General features: G+C 71.7%; 13 protein-coding genes. 8 read left to right on the forward strand and 5 right to left on the reverse strand.

What is annotated here, in order from left to right; translation table 11 throughout:
• Positions 1-47: 47 nt before the first annotated feature.
• From K5L01_RS02120 to K5L01_RS02130, 3 genes are all read right to left on the reverse strand, one after another.
• A complete protein-coding gene (locus K5L01_RS02120; protein WP_250061505.1) occupies positions 48-299 on the reverse strand; it encodes a WGR domain-containing protein in 252 nt (83 codons plus the stop codon).
• Positions 300-911: 612 nt separating this feature from the next.
• Complete coding sequence (gene aroB / locus K5L01_RS02125) at positions 912-2,021, reverse strand: 3-dehydroquinate synthase (RefSeq protein ID WP_250061507.1); 1,110 nt, start codon at positions 2,019-2,021, stop codon at positions 912-914.
• Complete coding sequence (locus K5L01_RS02130; RefSeq protein ID WP_250061509.1) at positions 2,018-2,560, reverse strand: shikimate kinase; 543 nt, start codon at positions 2,558-2,560, stop codon at positions 2,018-2,020. Before K5L01_RS02130 ends, aroB begins: the two co-directional genes overlap by 4 nt.
• Positions 2,561-2,660: 100 nt before the next feature.
• Here K5L01_RS02130 and K5L01_RS02135 point away from each other — a divergent pair, with 100 nt between their 5' ends.
• Positions 2,661-2,864 (forward strand): dodecin family protein, encoded by a 204-nt coding sequence (locus K5L01_RS02135; protein WP_250061511.1) that lies wholly within the window; start codon positions 2,661-2,663, stop codon positions 2,862-2,864.
• 60 nt (positions 2,865-2,924) lie between these two features.
• Here the strand turns inward: K5L01_RS02135 and K5L01_RS02140 are convergent, their stop codons facing one another.
• Positions 2,925-3,740, reverse strand: a complete 816-nt coding sequence (locus K5L01_RS02140) for a kinase (protein WP_250061513.1) — start codon at positions 3,738-3,740, stop codon at positions 2,925-2,927.
• A gap of 42 nt (positions 3,741-3,782) precedes the next feature.
• Between K5L01_RS02140 and pdxH the strand changes: the two genes are divergently transcribed.
• Both pdxH and K5L01_RS02150 read left to right on the forward strand, forming a co-directional pair.
• The gene (pdxH, locus tag K5L01_RS02145; RefSeq protein ID WP_250061515.1) at positions 3,783-4,382 is read left to right on the forward strand and encodes a pyridoxamine 5'-phosphate oxidase; all 600 of its coding nucleotides are present in this window, start codon (positions 3,783-3,785) and stop codon (positions 4,380-4,382) included.
• Positions 4,383-4,479: 97 nt separating this feature from the next.
• Positions 4,480-4,836: a hypothetical protein gene (locus K5L01_RS02150; protein WP_250061517.1), complete on the forward strand. Its 357-nt coding sequence runs from the start codon at positions 4,480-4,482 to the stop codon at positions 4,834-4,836.
• A gap of 524 nt (positions 4,837-5,360) precedes the next feature.
• On the opposite strand, the gene K5L01_RS02160 is transcribed toward K5L01_RS02150, so the two are convergent.
• Complete coding sequence (locus tag K5L01_RS02160) at positions 5,361-6,590, reverse strand: citrate synthase family protein (RefSeq protein ID WP_250061519.1); 1,230 nt, start codon at positions 6,588-6,590, stop codon at positions 5,361-5,363.
• 115 nt (positions 6,591-6,705) lie between these two features.
• Here K5L01_RS02160 and prpB point away from each other — a divergent pair, with 115 nt between their 5' ends.
• The 5 genes from prpB (at position 6,706) to K5L01_RS02185 (ending at position 18,139) form a co-directional block, all read left to right on the forward strand.
• Positions 6,706-7,590 carry a methylisocitrate lyase gene (gene prpB / locus K5L01_RS02165; protein WP_250061521.1) on the forward strand — a complete coding sequence of 295 codons (885 nt, stop codon included), beginning with the start codon at positions 6,706-6,708 and terminating at the stop codon, positions 7,588-7,590.
• 204 nt (positions 7,591-7,794) lie between these two features.
• Positions 7,795-8,952, forward strand: coding sequence for a bifunctional 2-methylcitrate synthase/citrate synthase (prpC, locus tag K5L01_RS02170; protein ID WP_250061523.1), 1,158 nt, complete (start codon positions 7,795-7,797; stop codon positions 8,950-8,952).
• 250 nt (positions 8,953-9,202) lie between these two features.
• Positions 9,203-11,818, forward strand: coding sequence for a Fe/S-dependent 2-methylisocitrate dehydratase AcnD (gene acnD, locus K5L01_RS02175; RefSeq protein WP_250061525.1), 2,616 nt, complete (start codon positions 9,203-9,205; stop codon positions 11,816-11,818).
• Between the two features lie 106 nt (positions 11,819-11,924).
• Positions 11,925-13,133: a 2-methylaconitate cis-trans isomerase PrpF gene (gene prpF, locus K5L01_RS02180; RefSeq protein ID WP_250061527.1), complete on the forward strand. Its 1,209-nt coding sequence runs from the start codon at positions 11,925-11,927 to the stop codon at positions 13,131-13,133.
• A gap of 86 nt (positions 13,134-13,219) precedes the next feature.
• Entirely contained in the window at positions 13,220-18,139 is a 4,920-nt protein-coding gene (locus K5L01_RS02185; protein ID WP_250061529.1) for an alpha-2-macroglobulin family protein, read from the forward strand.
• Positions 18,140-18,194: the final 55 nt, after the last annotated feature.

Genomic DNA, 18,194 nt, shown 5'->3' on the forward strand with positions numbered 1-18,194 from the left:
GCCGGCATGGCGCGCGGACCGGACGCAGCGGTGGCGCAGGACGGTTCTCAGGGCTGCGGTTCGCCGCTGGCGAACACCACCTGGAAGCCGCGCTTGAGCTGGACGTCGCGGGCCTTCTCGAAGGCGAGCCGGGCTTCGTCCGGCTGCAGGAACAGCTCGCGGCGCAGCTGCGCGCGGCCGCCGGTCTGGCCGGTCTCGCGCAGCAGCTCCCAGCCGCCGAGCAGGTCCGGCACCAGGGAAAGCTGCACATACCGGGGAGATTCGTTGCCGCTGGGCGGCTGCTGCAGATAGACGCGCATGCGGTGATTGTAGCCGGGCCCGGCTACCGGCGCGGCAGGTGCATGGGGCCGGCGCCAGCGGGGCGTGGCCCCGCTCTACACGGGATGCGAGGGTGGAGCGTCCGCCGCGGGACCTGTAGCGCCGGGCCTTGCCCGGCGGGGCGTTCCCGGCCGGGGGTGGCAGGCGCATGGGGCTGCCGCCAGCGGGGCGCGGCCCCGCTCTACACGGGGTGTGCGAGGGCGGAGCGTCCACCGCGGGATCTGTAGCGCCGGGCCTTGCCCGGCGGGGCGTTCCCGGCCGGGGGCGGCAGGTGCATGGGGCCGGCGCCAGCGGGGCGCGGCCCCGCTCTACACGGGGTGTGCGAGGGCGGAGCGTCCACCGCGGGACCTGTAGCGCCGGGCCTTGCCCGGCGGGGCGTTCCCGGCCGGGGGCGGCAGGTGCATGGGGCCGGCGCCAGCGGGGCGCGGCCCCGCTCTACACGGGGTGTGCGAGGGCGGGGCGTCCGCCGCGGGAGCTGTAGCGCCGGGCCTTGCCCGGCGGGGCGTTCCCGGCCGGGGGTGGCAGGTGCATGGGGCAAGCGCCTGCGGGGCGTGGCCTTGCTCTACATGGGAGGCGGTGGCCGCGCGGGCGCTTCAGCCGCCGCGCAGGACCGCCAGCACGGCGGATTCGTCGACGTCGGGGACCACTTCGGCCTTGCCGATGCCGCGCCACAGCACCAGGCGCAGGCGGCCGGCGAGGTTCTTCTTGTCCAGGCGCATGTGCGCGAGCAGTGCGTCGGCTTCCAGTCCGGCCGGGATCGTCACCGGCAGGCCATAGGCCAGCAGCAGGTCGCGCAGGGCGTCGGTGTCGGCGGTGTCGGCCATGCCCAGCAGCGCCGACAGGCGCGCGGCCAGGACCATGCCCACGGCCACCGCTTCGCCGTGGTTGAGGTTGGCGTTGTCCGGTGCGCCATAGCCCTGTGCGGTCTCGATGGCATGGCCGAAGGTGTGGCCGAGGTTGAGCAGGGCGCGCTCGCCTTTCTCCAGCGGGTCGCGCTCGACGATGGCGGCCTTGTGCTCGCAGCTGCGGGCGATGGCCTGCGCCAATGCCGCGTCGTCGCCGGCCAGCAGCGCGTCGCGCTGCGCCTGCAGCCACTGGAAGAACGCGGGATCGCCGATGCCGCCGTACTTGATCACCTCGGCCAGGCCGGCCCGCAGTTCGCGTGGCGGCAGGGTGCGCAGCACGCCGGTGTCGGCGATCACCGCGCGCGGCGGGTGGAAGGCGCCGACCAGGTTCTTGCCCTGGGGAAGGTCCACCGCGGTCTTGCCGCCGACCGAGGAGTCGACCATCGCCAGCAGGGTGGTGGGCAGCTGCACGCAGTCGACGCCGCGCATCCAGCAGGCGGCGGCGAAGCCGGCCAGGTCGCCGACCACGCCGCCACCCAGTGCCAGCACGGTGGCGTCGCGGGTGGCGCCCAGGCCGGCCAGGGCCTGGAGGGTGGCGCCGAAGTGCTGCAGGGTCTTGGAGGCTTCGCCGGCGGGAATCACGTGGTCGGCGATCACCAGGTCCGGGCGGGCGGCCTGCAGTGCGCGCCGCACGCGCTCCAGGTACAGGGGGGCGACGCGGTCGTCGCTGACCAGCAGTGCATGGCGCCCGCGCAGGGGGTCGGCCAGGCGCGGACCCTCGTCGAGCAGGCCGGGGCCGATGGCGATCGGGTAGGGGCGGTCGCCGCCGACGGCGACGGTACGGGGAGCAGGAGTCATGCGGGGCATTCCGGATTCCGCCACTGCGCGGCCAGGCGCACGACCAGCTGCGCGGTGGCCTCGGTGGGCGGGTAGGGGTCGGTATCGACGATCAGGTCGGCGACTTCGCCGTAGAGGGGGTCGCGCAGCGCGGCCATCGCGTGCAGTGCCTGTTCGCGGTCGTCGCGCTGCAGCAGCGGGCGGCTCTTGTCGCGCTGCAGCCGTTGCAGCTGGGCGGCCACGCCCACGCGCAGCCAGACCACGAACCCGCGCTCGCGGATCCGGCGGCGGTTGTCGGCATCCAGGACGGCGCCGCCGCCGGTGGCGACCAGCTGTCCGCCGCGCTCCAGCAGGCGCGCCAGGACCCGCTTTTCATGGGCGCGGAAGCCGGCCTCGCCCATGCTCTGGAACAAGGAGGGGATCGAGGCGCCGACATCCTCGACGAGCGCCTGGTCGGCGTCGACGAATGCCAGTCCGAAGCGTTCGGCCACACGGCGGCCGATGCAGGTTTTGCCGGCCCCCATGGGACCGACCAGGATGACGTTGGGGGCGGGATTCATTGCGGGCCGATGCTAGCACCTCGTGTCGGTGCGTTAACACGGTAGCAGTCAAGCTGGCCTCCACCGCGAGTGGTTCGTGGTGCAACCAATGGAGGCGGAGATGGCAGTGGCGAAGATCATCGAAGTCAGCGCGTCGTCCGGCGCCAGCGTCGAAGAGGCGGTGCGCAACGGCTTGAACAAGGTGGCCGAGACGGTCAAGGGCATCCAGGGCGCCTGGATCAACGAGACCAAGGTCGTCACCGACGGCGACGGCAACATCACCGAATGGCGGGTCAACCTGCGGGTGACCTTCCTGGTCCAGTAGAGCGGGGCAACGCCCCGCTCCGGTTTTCCCGGCAGGACGCCGGCGGGGCGTTGCCCCGCTCTACAGCACCTGCCGCTGGGCATCCAGCACGAGGGTGCGGTCGGCGATGCCGGGCAGGCAGCGCAGCGCCTGCCGGCTGACCCGCTCGTAATACTGCACGAAGCGTTCGACCTGGGCGCGGCTCATGCCGCTGCGGCCGGGCGCCGCCTGCTGCAGCGCCTGTTCCTGCTGCCAGCGCCAGTGCGGCACCACCTCGAAGCCGGGGGGCTGCAGGAACCAGAGCCGGTCGCATTGCCGCCACAGCGCGGGATAGTCCCCGGCCAGCGCCTGGTTGCACCAGCGCCGCCAGGTGCCTTCCGGGTCGGCATCGCGTTCCAGCGCGTTCAAGGGAGCGTGCAGCGCGGCCTCGGTTTCGGCCGGGGTGCCGAGGAACCAGCCCTCGAACACCAGCAGGTCCAGCCCGTCGACCCTCTCCCAGTGCGGTTCGGGCACGCGCTCGTCGGCGAGCTTGTCGAAGCGCGGCAGCGCGAACGGCCGCCCGCTGCGGGCCGCGTCCAGTGTCGCCAGCGCCAACGGCAGGTCGTGGGTGCCGGGCGGGCCGCGCGTGGCGAGCAGCGGGTGGACGCGGTCGGCCAGGCGCTGGCGCCGGGCGCGGGTGAGGTAGACATCGTCGATCGACAGCGCTGCCGCGCGCAGGCCGCGCGCCTGCGCGTGCTCCACCACCTGTGCGGCGAACGTGGACTTGCCACTGCCCTGCAGGCCGCTGATCGCCAGTACCGGCGTGCAGCGGCCGCACGCCAGCGCGTCCTCCAGCGCCTGCGCGACCAGGCCTTGCGGGAAGCGGCGTGAGGAGAAACGGTGCGGAGCGGACGACATGGCGCCACAATAGCCCAAACCCCCGCTGTCCGAAGTGGAACCATGACCGACCTGTACGCAGAAGCGCTGTCGACCTTCACCGAGCTGTTGGAGGAGGCCAAGGCCAGCAATGAAATCGAACCCACGGCGATGACCGTGGCCACCGCCGACGTCGATGGCCGGCCCTCGGCGCGCACCGTGCTGCTCAAGGCCGTGGACGAGCGCGGCTTCGTGTTCTACACCCACCTGGACAGCCGCAAGGGCCGCGAGCTGCATGCCAACCGCCAAGCGGCGTTGCTGTTCCTGTGGCGCGGGCTGCGCGAGGCCGGCATCCAGGTACGGGTGGACGGCGCTGCGCAGCTGGTGTCCGCCGCCGAGGCCGACGCCTACTTCGCGTCGCGTCCACGCATGAGCCAGGTCGGCGCCTGGGCTTCGGTGCAGTCGCAGACATTGGGGTCGCGCGAGGAGTTCGAGGAGCGCCTGCGCAACTTCGAAACCCGCTTCGAGGGCCGCGAGGTGCCGCGCCCGGACGGCTGGTGCGGCATCCGCGTGGTGCCGCAGCGCATCGAGTTCTGGTACGGCGCGAACTTCCGCCTGCATGAGCGCTGGTGCTATGAAGCCGATGCCGCCGACACCTGGAGCAAGCGGCTGCTGTATCCGTGAATCACGCCGCGGCCCGGGGCGGGCGGTCGGCGCATGCCGCTTGTGGCGTCAGCGAGACCGTGCCGGTGGTGTACTGCGGCACGGTCCCGGAGGCGCCGTGACCCTGCATCCCGTCTACCGCATCACCGTGTTCGTGCCACCGGCGCAGCTGGAGGCGCTCAAGCGCGGCATCCTCGCGGTGGACGATCTGGCGGCCGGCGGCTATGCGCACGGCATGTGGGAGTCGGCCCCGGGGCGGGAGCAATTTTGCGTGCTGCCGGGCACCGCCAGCGCCGTCGGCGGGGCCGGAGAGCGGGTGAGCGCGCCCACGGTGCGGCTGGAGTTCTGCATCCCGCGCGACGTCCCGGGCGACCGCGAGCGGCTGCAGCGATTGCTGGACGATGGCATCGCCGCGCACCACCCGTGGAACAGCCCGGCGGTGTTCGTCGATGCGGTGGCGTTCGCCGCGCCGTGAGCGGACCGCGCCGCATCGTCTGACCGACCGGACCCGGTACGCGCTGGGCGAGCAGGACCGCATCGTCGGCATCAGCGTGTTCCCCGGGCCGTCGTGCGCGGCTGGCCAAGGCACGGATCCTGGCCGATGGCGATCCGATGGTCGCCCGCACCCCGGACATCATCCGCGGCGCGTGATGCGGCAAGGCGTGCCACCCAGGGCGCGTGGCCGCACGCCCGGGCTGGGCGGCGATCAAGGCCATGCGCGATGGCGCGCTGCACACGATCACGTCGCCGCTGATCCTGCAGCCGGGGCCGGCGGCGCTGAGTGGCGGCGATGCAGGGCGGCGTGGTGATCATCCAGCGCCGGACGCAGCGGTACTGCGCGGTCTGATCCCCTCCGGCACGTGCCGGAGGGTGCTGGAAACCGCGTCCGGGGCGCCAGCCGGCCAGGGGGTGCCGGGTCCGCGGAGGGTCCCGCGCCCCAGGGAACGAGCGGCCCAGCGGCGCGGCCCCCTGGTGCGCAAGCGGCGATGGCGCCCGCTGCTAGCGCTCGCTTCCCGGCGCCAGCCCGGCATAGCGGGCGCGCGGCCGTATCAGGGTTCCCAGCGCCTGCTGCTCCAGGGCATGCGCGAGCCAGCCGGTCAGGCGCGCCGTGGCGAACATCACCAGTGCAGGGCTGGCGGGCAGGTCGTGCACGTGGCAGATGGCGGCGAGCAGGCCGTCGATGTTCGGGTGCTGGCCACTGTGCTCGGCGGTGGCGGCCAGTACCGCCTCGACGTCGCGCATGCGCGGCGCATCGCCGCAGCGTTCGCGCAGCTGGCGCAGCAGCTCGGCGCCACGCGGATCGCCATCGGGGTAGAGCAGGTGGTTGAAGCCGGGCAGTTCGTCGCCGCGCCGCCAGCGCTCGGCGATGAAGGCGGCCGCCGCGCCGCTGGCGCGGGCGTCCTGCAGCAGCGCGTGCGCACGTGCCGTGGCGCCGCCGTGGCGGGGGCCGGACAGGGCCGCCAGCCCCGCGCTGACGGTGGCGTGCAGGTGCGCGCCGGTGGAGGCGACCACGCGCGCCGCGAACGCGGAGACATTCAGTTCGTGGTCGGCGCACAGCACCAGCGCCGAACGCACCAGTCCGGCGAACCCGGTGTCGCCCGGACGCCAGGCGTCGGCAAGCAGCCGGTGCACCGGGCGGGCGTCGGGCCGGGTGCCGACCAGCAGCGCGGCGTTCTGGCGCAGCAGCAGTGCCGCCACCTCGCGCCGCACCGGTGCGGCGGCGTTGAGCGATTGCCGCTGTTCCAGGGCCAGCAGCGGGATGCAGGCCATGGCCCGCTCCAGCGGTGGCAGCGTGGCATCCCGCGCCAGGGCCGCGACCGGTTCCGGCCACGCGGCCGGTGGCGGTGCCGCGAACGGATCCTGGTCCTCGCACTCCCACAGCAGCCGTGCGATGTCCTCCAGGGTGGCCCCGGCCCGGGCCGCCGCCACTGCGGAGCGGCCGCGGTAATACGGCGCATCGGGGCGGATCAGCGAGATCCGGGTCTCCAGTACCGGCAACCCCCGGTCCAGGCTCTGCGCCGCGCCGCGGGCGGCGCCGCGGCCGGCGCGCTTGCGCTGCGCCAGTCGCGCCACTTCGGCGCGCAGGTAGACGCGGCTGCGTGCGTCCGGGCCCGGGCGCGAGCTGAGCAGGCCGCGGCTGACGTAGGCATACAGGGTGGCCGGGCTGATGCCGAGCAGGGCGCAGGCCTCGCGGGCGCGGATCAACTCGGGGTCGGAGGGGGTGGACATGGCGTATTCAACAGGTTGATTGTTTTGATCAAGATTGATCAATGATGTGGAGAGTGCCAGATTGTGGGCCATCGCGGAACGCTGCTTCCGCCCCAGACGCCAGGAGTTCCCCGCCATGTCCGTTCCTTCCGCCGGTGCCGCGTTCCGGGCCGCGCTGGCCGCCGAGAAGCCGCTGCAGGTGATCGGCGCGATCAACGCCCACCACGCGCTGCTGGCCAAGCGCGCCGGCTACAAGGCCGTCTACCTGTCCGGCGGCGGCGTCGCGGCCGGCTCGCTGGGCCTGCCGGACCTGGGCATCAACACCCTGGAAGACGTGTTGATCGACGTGCGCCGCATCACCGACGTGTGCGACCTGCCGCTGCTGGTGGACATCGACACCGGCTTCGGGCCGAGCGCGTTCAACATCGCGCGCACGGTGAAGTCGCTGATCAAGGCCGGTGCGGGCGCCTGCCACATCGAGGACCAGGTCGGCGCCAAGCGCTGCGGCCACCGTCCGGGCAAGGAGATCGTCACGCAGGGCGAAATGGTCGACCGGGTGAAGGCCGCGGCGGATGCCAGGACCGATCCGGACTTCTTCCTGATCGCCCGTACCGACGCGATCCAGATGGAAGGCGTGGATGCGGCCATCGCGCGCGCCCTTGCCTGCGTGGAGGCCGGTGCCGACGGCATCTTCGCCGAGGCGGCGTACGATCTGGAGACCTACCGGCGCTTCGCCGACGCGGTGAAGGTGCCGCTGCTGGCCAACATCACCGAATTCGGCGCCACGCCCTTGTTCAGCCGCGACGAACTGGCCTCGGCCGGGGTCGCCATCCAGCTGTTCCCGCTGTCGGCGTTCCGGGCGGCCAACAAGGCGGCCGAGGCCGTGTACGAGGCGATCCGCCGCGACGGCCACCAGCGCGCGGTGGTGGACGCCATGCAGACCCGCGAGGAGCTGTACGACCGTATCGACTACCACCGGTTCGAGCGCAGCCTGGACAGTACGTTCGCTGCGAAGACGTGATTCCCGCCGTTTCCTCCCTCGTGGAGGCGGGGCGGCAGGGAAGCCGTCCCGCAGGGCGGGAACCCGCGGAGGGCACCGCCAGGGACGGCCCCGGAAAACGCTGTGCACCCGTGCGCGCAGCATCCGGCACCGGCCGGACGCATGCCGCCGCCCCCTGCCACCGGCAGCGGGGCCTCCCGTTCCGACCCTGATCGAGGTTCCATCATGTCCGAATCCACCGCCGCCCCGGCCTTCAAGCCCAAGAAGTCCGTCGCCCTGTCCGGCACCGCCGCCGGCAACACCGCGCTGTGCACCGTCGGCCGCAGCGGCAACGACCTGCACTACCGCGGCTACGACATCCTCGACCTGGCCACCACCAGCGAATTCGAGGAAATCGCCCACCTGCTGGTGCACGGCAAGCTGCCGAACACCGCCGAGCTGCGCGCCTACAAGGCCAAGCTGAAGGCGCTGCGCGGCATCCCGGCCGCGGTCAAGGCCGCGCTGGAGGAGCTGCCGCCGTCGGCGCACCCGATGGACGTGATGCGCACCGGCGTTTCGGTGCTGGGCTGCGTGTCGCCGGAGAAGGACGACCACAACCACCCGGGCGCGCGCGACATCGCCGACAAGCTGATGGCCTGCCTGGGCTCGATGCTGCTGTACTGGTACCACTGGAGCCACAACGGCCGGGTCATCGACGTGGAGACCGACGACGACTCCATCGGCGGCCACTTCCTGCACCTGCTGCACGGCGAGCCGCCGCGCGCGTCGTGGGTCAAGGCGATGCACACCTCGCTGATCCTGTACGCCGAGCACGAGTTCAACGCCTCCACCTTCGCCTGCCGCGTCATCGCCGGCACCGGCAGCGACATGTACAGCGCCATCGCCGGCGGCATCGGCGCGCTGCGCGGACCCAAGCACGGCGGCGCCAACGAAGTCGCCTTCGAAGTTCAGAAACGCTACGAGACGCCGGACGAGGCCGAGGCCGACATCAAGGCGCGCGTGGAGCGCAAGGAAGTGGTCATCGGCTTCGGCCACCCGGTCTATACCGTGTCCGATCCGCGCAACAAGGTGATCAAGGACGTGGCGCGCGCGCTGTCGGCCGAGCAGCAGAACATGAAGATGTACGACATCGCCGAGCGCCTGGAGTCGGTGATGTGGGACATCAAGAAGATGTTCCCGAACCTGGACTGGTTCAGCGCCGTCAGCTACCACATGATGGGCGTGCCGACCGCCATGTTCACCCCGCTGTTCGTGATCGCGCGCACCGCCGGCTGGAGCGCGCACATCGTCGAGCAGCGCATCGACGGCAAGATCATCCGCCCGAGCGCCAACTACACCGGTCCGGAAGACCAGGCGTTCGTACCGCTCGACCAGCGCGCCTGAGGCGCCGTCGAGCCCCGCCTCCCATGGGAGCGGGTGAGGGCAGGGCGACGTCCGCAGTCCCTGGATTGCACGGGGTGTCGCCCGATCCCCCATCCGCCCCGTGGGCACCCGCAGTCGGCACATTCCTGTGCCCCGCCCCTCGAGCGGCTTCACCGTGCCGCCCGGCCATCCCGCCGGGTGTCCCCCGGAGGAAGAGGCGGAAGGGGGCCGCTGCGCACCGTTTCCCGTCCCCCCGCTTTCCGAGCCAGCCATGAACAGCCAGCACCGCAAGACCCTCCCCGGCACCGCACTGGACTACTTCGATGCCCGTGAAGCCGTCGATGCCATCGCCTCCGGCGCCTGGGCCACGCTGCCCTACGTCTCGCGCGTGCTGGCCGAGAACCTGGTGCGCCGCTGCGACCCGGCCATGTTGACCGATTCGCTCACGCAGCTGATCGAACGCAGGCACGACCTCGACTTCCCATGGTTCCCGGCGCGCGTGGTCTGCCACGACATCCTCGGCCAGACCGCCCTGGTGGACCTGGCGGGCCTGCGCGACGCGATCGCCGAGAAGGGCGGCGACCCGGCCAAGGTCAACCCGGTGGTGCCGGTGCAGCTGATCGTCGACCACTCGCTGGCGGTGGAGTGCGGCGGTTTCGACCCGCAGGCGTTCGCCAAGAACCGCGCCATCGAGGACCGCCGCAATGAGGACCGCTTCCACTTCATCGACTGGACCAAGCGCGCCTTCCGCAACGTGGACGTGATCCCGCCGGGCAACGGCATCATGCACCAGATCAACCTGGAGAAGATGTCGCCGGTGGTGTACGTGCAGGACGGCGTGGCGTTCCCGGATACCTGTGTCGGCACCGACAGCCATACGCCGCATGTGGACGCGCTGGGGGTGATCGCCATCGGTGTCGGCGGCCTGGAGGCGGAGAACGTGATGCTCGGCCGCGCGTCGTGGATGCGGCTGCCGGACATCGTCGGCGTCAAGCTGGGCGGGCGGCCGCAGCCGGGCATCACCGCCACCGACGTGGTGCTGGCCCTGACCGAGTTCCTGCGCGCCGAGCGGGTGGTCGGCGCCTGGCTGGAGTTCTTCGGCGAGGGTGCCGCGGCGCTGACCATCGGCGACCGCGCCACCATTTCCAACATGTGCCCGGAATACGGTGCGACCGCGGCGATGTTCTACATCGACCCGCAGACCCTGGACTACCTGCGCCTGACCGGTCGCGAGGAAGCACAGGTGGCGCTGGTGGAGACCTACGCGAAGACCACCGGCCTGTGGGCCGACGCGCTGGCCACCGCGCAGTACGAGCGCGTGCTCGAGTTCGACCTGTCCACGGTCGTGCGCAACATGGCCGGGCCGAGCAACCCGCACCGGCGCCTGCCGGTGTCCGAGCTGGCCGAACGCGGCATCGCCGACGAAGCCAAGCTGGAAAGCGGCAAGGGCGAGGAAACCCAGGGCCTGATGCCCGATGGTGCGGTGATCATCGCCGCCATCACCAGCTGCACCAACACCTCCAACCCGCGCAACGTGATCGCCGCCGGCCTGCTGGCGCGCAACGCCAACGCCCGCGGCCTGGTGCGCAAACCGTGGGTGAAGTCGTCGCTGGCGCCCGGTTCCAAGGCGGTGCAGCTGTACCTGGAGGACGCCGGCCTGCTGCCGGAGCTGGAGGCACTGGGCTTCGGCATCGTCGCCTTCGCCTGCACCACCTGCAACGGCATGAGCGGCGCGCTCGACCCGGCCATCCAGCAGGAGATCATCGACCGCGACCTGTACGCCACCGCGGTGCTGTCGGGCAACCGCAACTTCGACGGCCGCATCCACCCGTACGCCAAGCAGGCGTTCCTGGCCTCGCCGCCGCTGGTCATCGCCTATGCCATCGCCGGTACCGTGCGCTTCGACATCGAGAAGGACGTGCTGGGCATCGATGCCGATGGCAATGCCGTCCGCCTGAAGGACATCTGGCCGAGCGACGCCGAGATCGACGCGGTGGTGAAGGCCTCGGTCAAGCCGGAGCAGTTCCGGCGCGTCTACAACCCGATGTTCAACGTACGCGTCGAGCACGGCGCGCCGGTCAGTCCGCTGTACGACTGGCGTCCGCAGAGCACCTACATCCGCCGTCCGCCGTACTGGGAGGGCGCGCTGGCCGGCGAGCGCACGCTGCGCGGCATGCGTCCGCTGGCGGTGCTGCCGGACAACATCACCACCGACCACCTGTCGCCGTCCAATGCGATCCTGCCGTCGAGCGCGGCCGGGGAGTACCTGGCGACGATGGGCCTGCCGGAAGAGGACTTCAATTCCTACGCCACCCACCGTGGCGACCACCTCACCGCGCAGCGCGCCACCTTCGCCAATCCCAAGCTGTTCAACGAGATGGTGCGCAACGCCGACGGCAGCGTGAAGCAGGGCTCGCTGGCGCGCGTGGAGCCGGACGGCAAGGTCATGCGCATGTGGGAGGCGATCGAGACCTACATGGCGCGCAAGCAGCCGCTGATCATCATCGCCGGCGCCGACTACGGCCAGGGCAGCTCGCGCGACTGGGCGGCCAAGGGCGTGCGCCTGGCGGGCGTGGAAGCCATCGCCGCCGAGGGCTTCGAGCGCATCCACCGCACCAACCTGATCGGCATGGGCGTGCTGCCGCTGGAGTTCAAGCCGGGCACCGACCGCACCACGCTGGGCATCGACGGCACCGAGATCTACGACGTGGTCGGCCAGCGCACCCCGCGTGCCGACCTGACCCTGGTGATCCACCGCCGCGACGGCGGCACCGTCGAGGTCCGGGTGACCTGCCGCCTGGATTCGGACGAGGAAGTGGCCATCTACGAGGCCGGCGGCGTGCTGCAGCGCTTCGCGCAGGACTTCCTGGAAGGCAGCGCCGCCTGATGCATACCGCCCCTCCCCGCAGGAGCGACCCCGGTCGCGACGGGGCCTTCCCGGAAAGTCCCCCGTTCGCGGTTGACGCCGCGTCTGCGGGGGCAAGGAGACGAACATGACGCACGCCCCGCAGATCCGCATCCCCGCCACCTACATGCGTGGCGGCACCAGCAAGGGCGTGTTCTTCCGCCTCGACGACCTGCCGGAAGCGGCGCGGGTCCCCGGCCCGGCGCGCGACGCGCTGCTGATGCGCGTGATCGGTTCGCCCGACCCGTACGGCAAGCACACCGACGGCATGGGCGGGGCGACCTCCAGCACCAGCAAGTGCGTGATCATCGCCCCGGCCTCGGTGCCGGACCACGATGTCGACTACCTGTACGGCCAGGTCTCCATCGACAGCGCCTTCGTCGACTGGTCGGGCAACTGCGGCAACCTCAGCACCGCGGTGGGGCCGTTCGCCGTCGCCAACGGCTTCGTCCCGGCCGCGCGCATCCCGCGCGAAGGCACGGTGGCGGTACGGGTGTGGCAGGCCAACATCGGCAAGACCATCGTCGTGCATGTCCCGGTCAGCGACGGGCAGGTGCAGGAAACCGGCGACTTCGAACTGGACGGGGTGACCTTCCCGGCGGCCGAGATCGTGCTGGAGTTCATCGATCCCTCCGACGACGAAGGCGAGGGCGGTGAGGGGCTCCAGCCCGGCATGTTCCCCACCGGCAACCTGGTCGACGACCTGGAGGTGCCCGGCATCGGCACGCTCACGGCCACGCTGATCACCGCCGGCATTCCCACGGTGTTCGTCGATGCGGCCGCCCTCGGCTTTGATGGCACCGAGCTGCAGCCGGCGGTCAACGACGACAAGGCGGCGCTGGCCCGGCTGGAAGCCATCCGCGTGGCCGGTGCGCTGCGCATGGGGCTGATCAAGGCACCGGAGGACGCGGCCACGCGCCAGCACACGCCCAAGGTCGCCTTCGTGGCACCGGCGAAGGACTACGCGGCTTCCAGCGGCAAGCGCATCGCCGCGGCCGAGATCGACCTCAACGTGCGCGCGCTGTCGATGGGCAAGCTGCACCACGCGATGATGGGCACCGCCTCGGTCGCCATCGCCGCGGCCGCGGCCGTGCCCGGCACCCTGGTGAACCTTGCCGCCGGCGGTGGGGCGCGCGACGCGGTGCGTTTCGGCCATCCCTCCGGCACGCTGCGGGTGGGCGCGGCGGTGGCCCTGGCCGATGGCCGGTGGACCGTGACCCGGGCGGTGATGTCGCGTTCGGCACGGGTGCTGATGGAGGGCGCCGTGCGGGTGCCCGGGGCCGTCCAGCCGCGCTGAGCGGACGCGGCGCGGCAGGGAGCCCGGCGCGCATGCGGGAAGGTCACGGGCGGCCGTTATACTCGCCGCGTCCGCAGGAGAAGGCCATGAACGACCGGAAGTGGAAGCACGTGCGCTGGGCCACGGCCGCGCTGTTGGCGCTGGCGCTGGTGGCCGGCTGCAAGCGCAACGAGACCGGGCAGCTGCCCGGCGCCAGCGGCGAGGCGATCCATTCCGAGCGCGAGACGGTCGACGGCTTCGCACTGGTACGGGTGTGGCCGGACCAGAAGGGCGGCGACGGCCTGGCGCTGGCGGTGGAGTTCTCACAGCCGCTGGTCGGCACCCAGGACTTCGACACGCTGCTGCGCTTCGAGGAGAAGGTCGGCACCGAGGACAGCAGCTGGTCGCTGTCCGATGACGGCAGGACCCTGCGCTACCCCTACGTCGAGGCGGCCAAGGACTACACCCTGATCGTCTCGGCCGACCTGCTGGCCGCCGACGGCAGCCGCCTCGGCAAGGAAGTACGGCAAAAGGTGTTCACCGGCGAACTGTCGCCGGCCGCCGGCTTCGCCTCGCAGGGCAGCGTGCTGCCGGCACGCGAGAGCCGCGGGTTGCCGGTGGTGTCGGTGAACGTGCCGGAGGTGGACGTCGAGTTCCTGCGCGTGGGCGAGAAGAATCTGCCCACCTTCTTCAGCCAGTACCAGCGCGGCGGCCGCCGCGGCAGCTGGGAACTGGACAGCGACTACGGCGAGCACACGCCGATCGCGCAGCTGGCCGACCCGGTCTACGTCAACCGCTTCGTGCTCGGTGGCAAGCCCAACGAACGCATGCTGACCTACCTGCCGATCCAGGACATCCGCGAGCTGCAGCAGCCCGGCCTGTACTTCGCGGTGATGAAGCGCGCCGGCAGTTTCGAAGGCGAGTACGACACCGCGTTCTTCACCGTCAGCGACATCGGCCTGCACACCCGCGCCTACAAGGAGCAGCTGTTCGTGCACACCGCCTCGCTGGCCTCCGGCGCGCCGGCGAAGAAGATCGAGCTGCGGGTGCTGGACGGCAAGGGCGAGACGGTGCTCCGTGGGCAGACCGACGCCAACGGCAACGCGCTGCTCAACTACACGCTCGACGCCGCCCACGTGCTGGTGGCCTCCAGCGGCGGCGACACCACCCTGCTGCCGTTCAACCAGCCGGCGCTGGACCTGAGCGAGTTCGCCGTGGCCGGGCGCCAGAGCGCCGGGTTCGACGTGTTCGCCTGGTCCGGCCGCGACCTGTACCGCCCCGGCGAGACCGTACGCGTGTCGGCGCTTCTGCGCGACAACGACGGCCGCCCGGTCGCCGGTTCCGGCAAGGCGCTGCAGCCGGTGTTCCTGCGCCTGAAGCAGCCCGACGGCAAGGTCTTCCGCGAGACCCGCCTGCAGCCCGATGCGCAGGGCTATTTCAGCTTCGAGCAGGCGATCCCGGTCGAGGCGCCGACCGGCCGCTGGCAGGTGGAGTTCCGCACCGACCCGGCCAGCAAGGAGGCGGTGCAGGGCATGGCCCTGCGCATCGAGGAATTCCTGCCCGAGCGCATGAAGCTGGACCTGGACAGCGCGCAGAAGACGCTCAGGCCCGGCGAGCCGCTGAAACTGCAGGCCGACGCCGCCTACCTGTACGGCGCGCCGGCCGATGGCAACCGCTTCACCGCCAGGCTGGCGGTGGCGGTGGAGCAGCACCCGGTGGAGTCGATGCCGGGCTGGTTCTTCGGCGACCCGACCGTGACCCTGCCGCGCGCTGCCGACGACGTGATCGACACCACCCTGCCCGGGGACGGCCGGCTGCGCGAGGACATCGCGCTGCCGGAGGAGGTCGGCAAGGGCACGACGGTGGCGGCGGTGGTTTCCGGCAGCGTCTACGAGACCGGTGGCCGCACCGTCACCCGCACGCTCAAGCGGGTGCTGTGGCCGGCCCCGGCACTGGTCGCGGTGCGCCCGCTGTTCAACGACGCCGACGGTGCCGACGCCAATGCCAACGCCCGCTTCGAGCTGCTGCGCGTGGATGCCGACGGCACGCCGCAGCCGGCGAAGGGGCTGAAGGTCACCCTGGTGCGTGAACTGCGCGACTACCACTGGACCTTCACCGACAACCGCTGGGACTACGACTTCACCCGCCGCTTCGAGAACAAGGACACCCGTACCGTCGACGCCGGCGCGACCTCGGCGACGTTCGATTTCCCGGTGGAGTGGGGCGAGTACCGGGTGGACGTGTTCGACCCGGCCAGCGGCCTGACCATGCGCTACCCGTTCCGCGCCGGCTGGAGCTGGAACGACGACAACCGCGGCCTGGACGCGCGCCCGGACAAGGTCAAGCTCGCGCTCGACAAGACCGGCTACAAGGCCGGCGACACGCTGAAGGTGACGCTGACCCCGCCGCATGCCGGCCGCGGCGTGCTGATGGTCGAAAGCGACCGCATGCTCTACGTGCAGGACATCGAGGCCAAGCCGGGCAGCACTTTCGAGATCCCGGTCACCCGGGACTGGGAACGGCACGACGTCTACGTCACCGCGCTGGTGTTCCGTGGCGGCAGCGCGCCCAGCAGGATCACCCCGGCGCGCGCCGTGGGCGTGGCGCACGTGCCGATGGACCGCCGCGACCGCCGCGTCGCGGTGGGCCTGGTGGCGCCGCAGCAGATGCGCCCCGAGCAGCCGCTGGCGGTCACCGTCAGCGCGCCGGAACTGGCGGGCAAGCCGGCGCATGTCACCGTCTCGGCGGTGGACGTGGGCATCCTCAACATCACCCGCTTCCCGGTGCCCGACGCCACCGCGCACTTCTTCGCGCAGCGGCGGCTGGGCGTGGACGCCTACGACATCTACGGGCGGGTGATCGAGAGCTTCGAGGGCGGCAGCGGCAAGCTCAAGTTCGGCGGCGACATGGCCCTGCAGGCACTGCCGCAGGCGCGGCGCCCGACCGCACGGGTGCAGACCGTGGACCTGTTCTCCGGCCCGGTCGCGCTCGACGCCAGGGGCAACGCCCGCATCGTCCTGCAGGTGCCGGACTTCAACGGCACGCTGCGGGTGTCGGCGCTGGTGTATTCGGACCAGCGCTATGGCAACCGCGACGTGGAAACGGTGGTGCGCGCACCGATCCTGGCCGAGGCCAGCATGCCGCGGGTGATGGCGCCGGGCGACCGCAGCACGGTGACCCTGGACGTGCAGAACTTCACCGGTAGGCCGGGCGACTTCACCGTGCGCGTGGACGGCGAGGGCCCGCTGGCCATCGCCGAAGGCACGCGCACGCTGCAGCTGGCCGCCGACGCCAAGCGGACGCTGAGCTTCCCGCTCAGTGCGCAGGAAGGCTACAGCGTGGCCAAGGTGCGGGTGCGGGTGGACGGCAACGGCTTCAAGGTCGACCGCCGCCACGACCTGCCGGTACGCGCGGCCTGGCCGCAGGTGCTGCGCTCGCAGACCCGCACCCTGGACCCGCTGGCGCCGGTCACCCTGGACAGCGGCTTCGCCGGCGGGCTGATGCCCGGCTCGGTCAACGCGCGCATGCTGGTCAGCCCGTTGCCGCCGATCCCGTTCGCCTCGGCCCTGCAGGGGGCCTTGAACTACCCCTACGGCTGCAGCGAACAGACCGCCAGCAAGGGCTATGCCGCATTGCTGCTGGACCAGGCGACCTCGGCCATGCTCGGTGCCGATGGCCTGGACGCCAAGGCGCGCCGCGAGCGCATGGAGGGCGCGTTCGGACGGCTGGCCTCGATGCAGGTGGCCAACGGCAACTTCTCGATGTGGGGCAACGACGACTACGTCAATCCGGCGCTGACCCCGTACATCGCCGAGTTCCTGCTCGATGCCAAGGACGCCGGTTTCGCGGTGCCGGACGCGGTGCTGCAGAAGGCCCTGAACCGGATCAGCGAGGACCTGCTCAGTGGCGGCAACCCGTTCTACGGGCAGGAGCGGCGCGAGGCGCTGACCTTCGCCAACCAGGCCTATTCGGGCTACGTGCTGGCGCGCGTCAACCGTGCGCCGCTGGGCACGCTGCGCGCGCTGTACGACAACGAGCGCGGCAAGGCCGTCACCGCGCTGTCGCTGGTGCACCTGGGCGTGGCGCTGTCGCTGCAGGGCGACGGCAAGCGCGGCCAGGCCGCCATCGCCGCTGGCTTCGACAAGGGGGCGAGCGACCGGCCGGGCTATTTCGGCGACTACGGCAGCCCGCTGCGCGACGGGGCGCTGATGATCGCGCTGCTGCACGAGCATGGCCTGGCCAAGCCCGAATACGACGCGCGTGCGGTCGGGCTGGGCCGCGAACTGGATGCGCGCCGCGGCAGCGGCTGGCTGTGGCTGAGCACGCAGGAGCAGGTGGCGCTGGCGCGGCTGGGCAAGGGGCTGATGGCCGACCAGAAGAAGCGGGTGTCCGGCGAACTGGCGGTGGGCGAGGCGCGCGAAGCCATCGATGCGCGCAAGCTGTTCGCGCGGGTGTTCGACGCCGCGCAGCTGGCGCAGGGTGTGCGCTTCTCGCCGCAGGGCGAGGCGCCGATGTTCGCCAGCCTGGAGGTGGCCGGCATCCCGCGCCAGGCACCGGCGCCGGACACCCGGGTGATCGGCATCGAGCGTGACTGGTTCACCCCCGACGGCAAGCCCTGGCAGCCCGGCCCGCTGAAGGAAGGCGAGGCGCTGATCGTGCGGCTGAGCGTCACCGCCAACAGCGCGATGCCCGATGCCCTGCTGACCGACCTGTTGCCGGCGGGGCTGGAGGTGGAGAACTTCAACCTCGGCGACGCCAAGCAGTGGGCCGACGTGGTGGTGGACGGCATCCAGATCAGCGACCGTTCCGGAGCGGCCGACGCCAGGCACGAGGAGTACCGCGACGACCGCTACGTGGCCGCGCTCAACCTCGCGCGCGGGCGTACCGCACGGGTGTTCTACCTGGTGCGCGCGGTGACTCCGGGGACCTATACGGTGCCGCCGCCGCTGGCCGAGGACATGTACCGCCCCGAGCTGCGCGGCGTCGGGCGTTCCAGCCCGTCCACGATCACCGTCGTGCAGCCGTGACGGCCACCGCGGGCGCCCGCCGGAGCAGGCGCCCGCGGTGCAATGGATGAAGGGT

The organism is Stenotrophomonas mori, from assembly GCF_023556335.1.
GTDB classification, from domain to species: domain Bacteria; phylum Pseudomonadota; class Gammaproteobacteria; order Xanthomonadales; family Xanthomonadaceae; genus Stenotrophomonas; species Stenotrophomonas mori.